Below are 6086 nucleotides of genomic sequence, written 5' to 3'. Positions count from 1 at the left end.
TGCGTCCATGCAAAGACAGCGCTGCGCCCGTAACATCGCCTGCGCTTGCATTTCGCCCGTATCGGGTCAACCAAGGAGAAAACGATGTTCAGTCATGTGATGGTGGGTGTGAACGATCTGGAAAAGTCGAAGGCGTTTTACGACGCGCTTTTGGGCACGCTGGGCATCGCCCCAGGGTTTGCCAACAAGAACCGCTATTTCTACCGCAGCGGGGGCAACACCTTTGCCATCACTACGCCCATCAACGGCGACTCGGCATGCCACGGCAATGGCAGCACTCTCGGTTTCACCGCGCAGTCCATCGAGCAGGCAGACGCCTGGCATGCCGCGGGCATTGCCAACGGCGGCACCCCCTGCGAAGACCCGCCGGGCTTTCGCGAAGGCCCGGGCGGCACGCTGTACCTGGCGTACCTGCGCGACCCGGACGGCAACAAGATCTGCGCGCTGCACCGGCCGCCCAAGGCGGCCTGAAGCAGGGCCGAAGTGGCCGCGTCGCCGGGCGAGCGGCCGCTCGCGCCTGACGGGGTGCAGGCCAGGCCGGGTGGGGCCTCTGGCCCTTGTCACAACCACAGCGGCCAGCACGGGCAGTACCGGGCATCCGTTTTTCTTCTGCGACCGATCGAAGGACAGCCATGAAATCCATCCAGCTCCAGCACCCTGGCGGCCTCGACCGCCTGCACCTGGTCGACCTGCCCGCACCCGGCGCGCCCTTGGCGGGCGAGATCCAGGTGCGCATCCATGCCAGCTCGCTCAATTACCACGATTTGGGGGTGGTGGCGGGCAACGCCCGTGCCGCCGACGGCCGCATTCCCATGGCCGATGGCGCCGGGGTGGTGACCGCCGTGGGCGCGGGTGTGACCGAGTTCACCGTGGGCGATGCCGTGGTGTCCTGCTTCTTTCCGCACTGGCAGTCGGGCCGCAACGTGCCCTTCACCTTTGCCACCGTGCCCGGCGACGGCGTGGACGGCTTTGCGCGTGAGCAGGTCAACATGCCGGTCAACGCCTTCACCCATGCGCCCCAGGGCTACAGCCACGAGGAAGCGGCCACGCTGACCACGGCCGGCCTGACGGCCTGGCGTGCCCTGGTCGTGGATGCCCGCGTGCAGCCCGGCGACACCGTGCTGGTGCTGGGCACGGGCGGTGTTTCCATTTTTGCGCTGCAGATGGCCAAGGCCATGGGTGCGCGCGTGATCGCCACCACGTCGAGCGAAGCCAAGAAGCAGCGCCTGCTGCAGCTGGGCGCCGACACCGTCATCCACTACCTGGAGCAGCCCGAGTGGGGCGATGTGGTCCTGGCCGCCACCAGCGGGCGCGGTGTGGACCTGGTGGTTGAGGTCGGCGGTCCGGCCACGCTGCCCCAGTCCATCCGCGCCTGTGCGCCGGGTGGCCACATCGCGCTGATCGGCGTGCTCACCGGCTTTGCCGGCGCCGTGCCCACGGCGGAGCTGATGCGCAAGCAGCAAACCCTCAAAGGCCTGATCGTCGGCAACCGCGAGCAGCAGCAGGACATGGTGCGCGCGCTGGAGCAATGGAGCTGGCGCCCCGTGATCGACAGCAGCTACCCGCTCGAGCAAATGGCCGAGGCCTTCGCCCACCAGAAGGACGGCAAGCACTTCGGCAAGATCTGCCTGCGCTACTGAGCGTGCAGCCAAGATCCCGCGGCAGCGCCCGCGGGTGGCCGGCGCCGGGACCGATGCCGCGGCAGTGACAGCAAAATTGATAGCTGCAAGCGTATGCTGCGCCTGGGCTGGCATCCAAAAACACCGTAAATACCGCAGCGCCCCATGGCGGCGCCGGCTGGGCCATACTTGCCGGCCTGCGGTCCCATCCCGGGGCCGGCCGACAAGGAGCATGCGTGCAATCTGCGAGTGACCAGTGGTTCGACGAGGCGTACTACCAGCGCTATTACTTCGATAAGAAGACCAGCGTGGTCGACCCCGAGCATGTCGAGCGGCTGGGTGCGTTCGTCTGCAGCTACCTCAAGTACCTGCGTGTGCCGGTGCGCCGCGTGCTCGATGTGGGCTGCGGCATCGGGCTGTGGCGCGATGTGGTCGCGCGGCATTTTCCGCTGGCGTCGTTCCATGGCGTCGAATACAGCGCATACCTGTGCGAGCGCTTTGGCTGGGAGCGCGGCTCGGTGGTCGACTACCAAGCGGCCGAGCCGTTTGACTTCGTCATCTGCCAGGGCGTGCTGCCCTACCTGAGCGCATCTGACCTGCAGCGCGCGCTGCGCAACTTGGCGCCGCTGTGCCGGGGCGCGCTGTACGTCGAGGCGGTCTCGCGCGAGGACTGGGAGCGCGACATCCTCGACGAGACGCTGACCGACCCGCGCCTGTTCCGGCACCGTGCGCAGCTGTACCGGCGCGGCCTCTCGAACGGCTTCATCGAGCTGGGCGGCGGTATGTGGCTGAGCCGCCAGGCCGAGGTGCCGCTGTTCGAGCTCGAATGCGCGGGCGGCCGGTGAGCGTGGCCGACGCCGCCACCCCCAGCGCCGCCGTGGGCCACGCGGTGTCGCGCCTGCGCACCGAACGGCTGGCGCGCAGCGCCAAGCCCTTCCTGGCGCGCGGCGGCTCGCGCGTGGCGCGCTGCGCGGGGTGCCGCGTGGCCGCGAGCCACTGCCTGTGCGCGCTGCGCCCGCCCGTGCCGACGCGCGCCGGCGTCTGCCTGCTGATGGCCGACATCGAGCCGCTCAAGCCCAGCAACACGGGCTGGCTGATTGCCGACGTGGTGGCCGACACCTTTGCGTTCGGCTGGGCGCGCACTGAGGTCGATCCGGCCTTGCTGGCGCTGCTGGCCGACCCGCAGTGGCAGCCGGTGCTGGTGTTTCCGGGAGAGTTCGTGGCGCCCGAGCGCGTGGTGACCGAGGTGCCGCTGGGCGCGGCCTGCGGCGGCCCGCTGGCGCCCGAAGGCCGGCGCCCGCTGTTCGTGCTGCTCGATGCCACCTGGCCTGAGGCGCGCAAGATGTTCCGCAAGAGCCCGTACCTCGACCTTCTGCCGGTGCTCAGCCTGCGGCCCGAGCAGCTCTCGCGCTACCGCCTGCGCCGCTCGCGGTGCGCCGAGCACCTGTGCACGTCCGAGGTGGCGGCGCTGTGCCTGGAGCTCGCCGGCGAGACCCACGCGGCGCAGACGCTGGAGGCCTACCTCGACGTGTTCACGGGCCACTACCTGCAGGCCAAGAACCAGCAGCCGGTGGACTGGAACGATGCGGCGCATGCGCGCCTGCAGGGCCTCAGCGGGCCGGGCGCTGGGCTGGAGGCACAGGCGCTGGACCGCGCTGCACAAGGCGGGCCAACGCCGCTGGGCGGCACCGCGACTTAATCAAATTCGATAGCTGTTAGCGCTTTACCCATCAGCGTTTGTGGCTGATTTCACGGTATTTTCAGAAACCTGCACCGGGCTGCGCCAGATAGGCGCGCTCCTCGGCCGTGCTCTCGCGCCCGAGGATGGCGTTGCGGTGCGGAAAGCGGCCAAAGCGCGCGATCACGTCCTGGTGCTGGCGCGCGTAGTCGAGCGCGCTGGCCAGCAGCGCCTGGGTGTCCGGCGTGGCCTCGGCGGCCAGTTCGGTGAAGGCCTGCACGCTGCGCGCCTGCAGCGCCGGGTCTTCGGCGTGCTCGAGCGGCAGGTACAGAAAGGTGCGCGCCACGGTGGGCAGGGCGCGGTCGTGGCCTTCGGCGATGGCCTGCAGCGCGATGGCCAGCGCCTGCGCGTCGCCGGCAAAGCTCTGGGGCGCGCCGCGGTGCACGTTGCGCGTGAACTGGTCGAGCACGATGGCGAGTGCCAGGCTGCCCCAGGGGCCGCACGCCCAGGTGTCGAGGCGCCCGGCCAGCGCCTCGTCGACCAGCGCGCCAAAGCGCCGGGCGATGTCGGCATCGACCGCGTCCGACTTCGTGAACCACAGGCTTTGCCGCGTGAGCGCGCTGGCGTCGGTGGGCACCTCGGCGCCGAGCCAGAACGCCAGCACCTCGGCGATGCGCGGATCGGCGGCGGACTTCGGGGGCAGGGACGGCGGGGTGGGCATGGCGGCAGGTCTCCGGGGTGGCGCCGGTCGGCGCGAAGGGCCATTGTGCGGCGCTTCACGGCGCGCCGCCCGGCGCCACCGGGTGCGCGGAGATCAGTCCGCGCGGATGCCTGCCTTGGCGACGATGTCCTTCCAGCGCTTTTGCTCGCTGGCGATGAACGCGGCGAACTGCTCTGGCGTTTCTCCACCGGGCACGGCGTCTTCGTGCGCAAAGCGCTCTGCGACGGCGGGCGACTTGAGCGCGGCGGCGCAGGCCAGCTGCAGGCGCTTGACCACGTCGGGCGGCGTGCCCGCGGGGGCCAGCATGCCGTACCACTGAACCGACTCGAAGCCCGGGTAGCCGGACTCGGCTACGGTGGGCATCTGGGGCAGTGACGGCAGGCGCGCCTTGGTGCCGGTGGCGATGCCGCGCAGCGTGCCCTTCTTGATGTGCGTGCCCAGCGCCGGGGTGCCCGCCGAGAACAGCTGGATGCGCCCGGCCATCAGGTCGTTGAGCGCCGGGCCCGTGCCGCGGTAGGGAATGTGCGTGGCCTTCAAGCCGGTGGTGAGCTTGAGGTATTCCATCGCCAGGTGCCCGGCGCTGGCGTTGCCGGCCGAGGCGTAGTTGAGTTCGGTCGGGTTTTTCTTGCTGTACTCGACCAGCTCTTGCAGGTTGTTCGCGGGCACGCTGGGGTGGGCCACGAACAGGCTCGGCACCTTGACGAACAGCGTGACGGGAACGAAGTCCTTGTTCACGTCGTAGCCGGGGTTGTTGTAGATGAACGGGTTCACCGCCAGCGAGCCCACGTGGCCCTGGATGAGCGTGTAGCCATCGGCCGGTGCGCGCGCGGTCTCGAGCATCGCGGGAATGCCGCCGCCGCCGGCCTTGTTGTCCACCATGACGGTGGTGCCGAGGATGCGCGTGAGTTCATGGGTGACCGCACGGCCGACGATGTCCGAGGTGCCGCCGGGCACGAACGGCACGATGAAGCGCACGGTGCGGCCCTTGGAGGGCCAGGCCGCATTCTGGGCGTGCACGACGGTCGCGGGCAGGGCCGCGGCCGCGCCGGCAGCCAGCAGCGTGCGGCGCGTGAGGTAGTGGGGTTCAGTCATCAGGACTCCTGTGATTTGTGGTTATTTGTGGTTGGGGATGCGCACCCTGGACGGGGTGCTGCGCGGGTCAGTCGGGTTTGACGTCCAGCTGTTTCACCACCTGGGTCCAGGTGGCGATTTCCTTGGCGATCAGCGCCTTGAATTCCGCCGGGCTGCCGCCCGCGGGTTCGGCGCCGTCGGCCTGGAATTTCTTCGGCGTGGCGGGCAGGGCCAGCACCTTGTTCACTTCGGTGTTGATGCGCTGGACGATGTGCGCGGGCAGGCCTTTGGGCCCGATCAGGCCGTACCACAGCGTGACGTCGTAGCCGGGGTAGCCCGACTCGGCAATCGTCGGCACCTGGGGCAGCGCGCTCAGGCGCTTGGGCGTGGTGACGGCGAGCGCCCGCAGCTTGCCCGCGCTGACGTGCGGCAGCGCGCTGGCCGTGGCGGCGAAGTACACGTCCACCTGTTTGCCCAGCATGTCGTTGAGTGCCGCGCCGCCGCCCTTGTAGGGGATGTGGTTCATCTGCACGTCGGCGCGGTTGGCGAATTCGGCGGCGGCCAGGTGCAGCGCGCTGCCCTTGCCCGACGAGGCATAGGTCAGGTGGCCCTTGCGCTCCCTGGCCGCCTGCGCGATGTCCTTCATGCTGTGGAAGCCCGAGTCGGGGTGCGTCACCACGAGCAGCGGCCCCGCCGAGATCTGGGCCACCGGCGTGATGTCGTTGACCGGGTCGAACTTGAGCTTGTAGAGGCTGGGGTTGACGGTGTAGCTCGCCGAGATCAGCGTGAAGGTGTAGCCGTCGGCCGGCGCGGCCAGGCCCGCCTCCACGCCAATCAGGCCGCCCGCGCCGGCCTTGTTTTCCACCACCACGGGCTGGCCCAGCGCGTTGGTCAGGCCCTGGGCGATGTAGCGGCCCACGATGTCGGCCCCGCCCCCGGGCACGAAGGTCACGATGAGCTTGATGGGCCGCGTGGGGTAGTCGGCGCCGGCGGCCGG

The 6086-nt window shown here is 69.7% G+C and carries 7 protein-coding genes; 4 read left to right on the top strand and 3 right to left on the bottom strand.

The genetic code is table 11. The features are described from left to right. The first annotated feature begins 84 nt into the window (after positions 1–84). From B2J89_RS20440 to B2J89_RS20425, 4 genes are all read left to right on the top strand, one after another. Entirely contained in the window at positions 85–471 is a 387-nt protein-coding gene (locus tag B2J89_RS20440; RefSeq protein WP_169170699.1) for a VOC family protein, read from the top strand. A gap of 161 nt (positions 472–632) precedes the next feature. Then, positions 633–1640, top strand: a complete 1008-nt coding sequence (locus B2J89_RS20435; RefSeq protein ID WP_169170698.1) for an NAD(P)-dependent alcohol dehydrogenase — start codon at positions 633–635, stop codon at positions 1638–1640. A gap of 215 nt (positions 1641–1855) precedes the next feature. Beyond that, positions 1856–2464: a class I SAM-dependent methyltransferase gene (locus B2J89_RS20430; protein WP_169170697.1), complete on the top strand. Its 609-nt coding sequence runs from the start codon at positions 1856–1858 to the stop codon at positions 2462–2464. Next, positions 2446–3318: a tRNA-uridine aminocarboxypropyltransferase gene (locus B2J89_RS20425; RefSeq protein WP_205763918.1), complete on the top strand. Its 873-nt coding sequence runs from the start codon at positions 2446–2448 to the stop codon at positions 3316–3318. The genes B2J89_RS20430 and B2J89_RS20425 overlap by 19 nt, the downstream gene beginning before the upstream one ends. 61 nt (positions 3319–3379) lie before the next feature. On the opposite strand, the gene B2J89_RS20420 is transcribed toward B2J89_RS20425, so the two are convergent. The 3 genes from B2J89_RS20420 to B2J89_RS20410 form a co-directional block, all read right to left on the bottom strand. Continuing rightward, positions 3380–4018: a DUF924 family protein gene (locus B2J89_RS20420; protein WP_169170696.1), complete on the bottom strand. Its 639-nt coding sequence runs from the start codon at positions 4016–4018 to the stop codon at positions 3380–3382. 93 nt (positions 4019–4111) lie between these two features. Next, the gene (locus B2J89_RS20415) at positions 4112–5110 is read right to left on the bottom strand and encodes a tripartite tricarboxylate transporter substrate binding protein (RefSeq protein WP_169170695.1); all 999 of its coding nucleotides are present in this window, start codon (positions 5108–5110) and stop codon (positions 4112–4114) included. Between the two features lie 67 nt (positions 5111–5177). Then, positions 5178–6086: tripartite tricarboxylate transporter substrate binding protein (locus B2J89_RS20410; RefSeq protein WP_169170694.1), on the bottom strand; the 909-nt coding region annotated here is incomplete at its 5' end.

This window comes from Acidovorax sp. SRB_24 (assembly GCF_012931925.1).
Note: the sequence above shows the minus strand (reverse complement) of the source record. Positions and strands in the feature narration are given on the sequence as shown.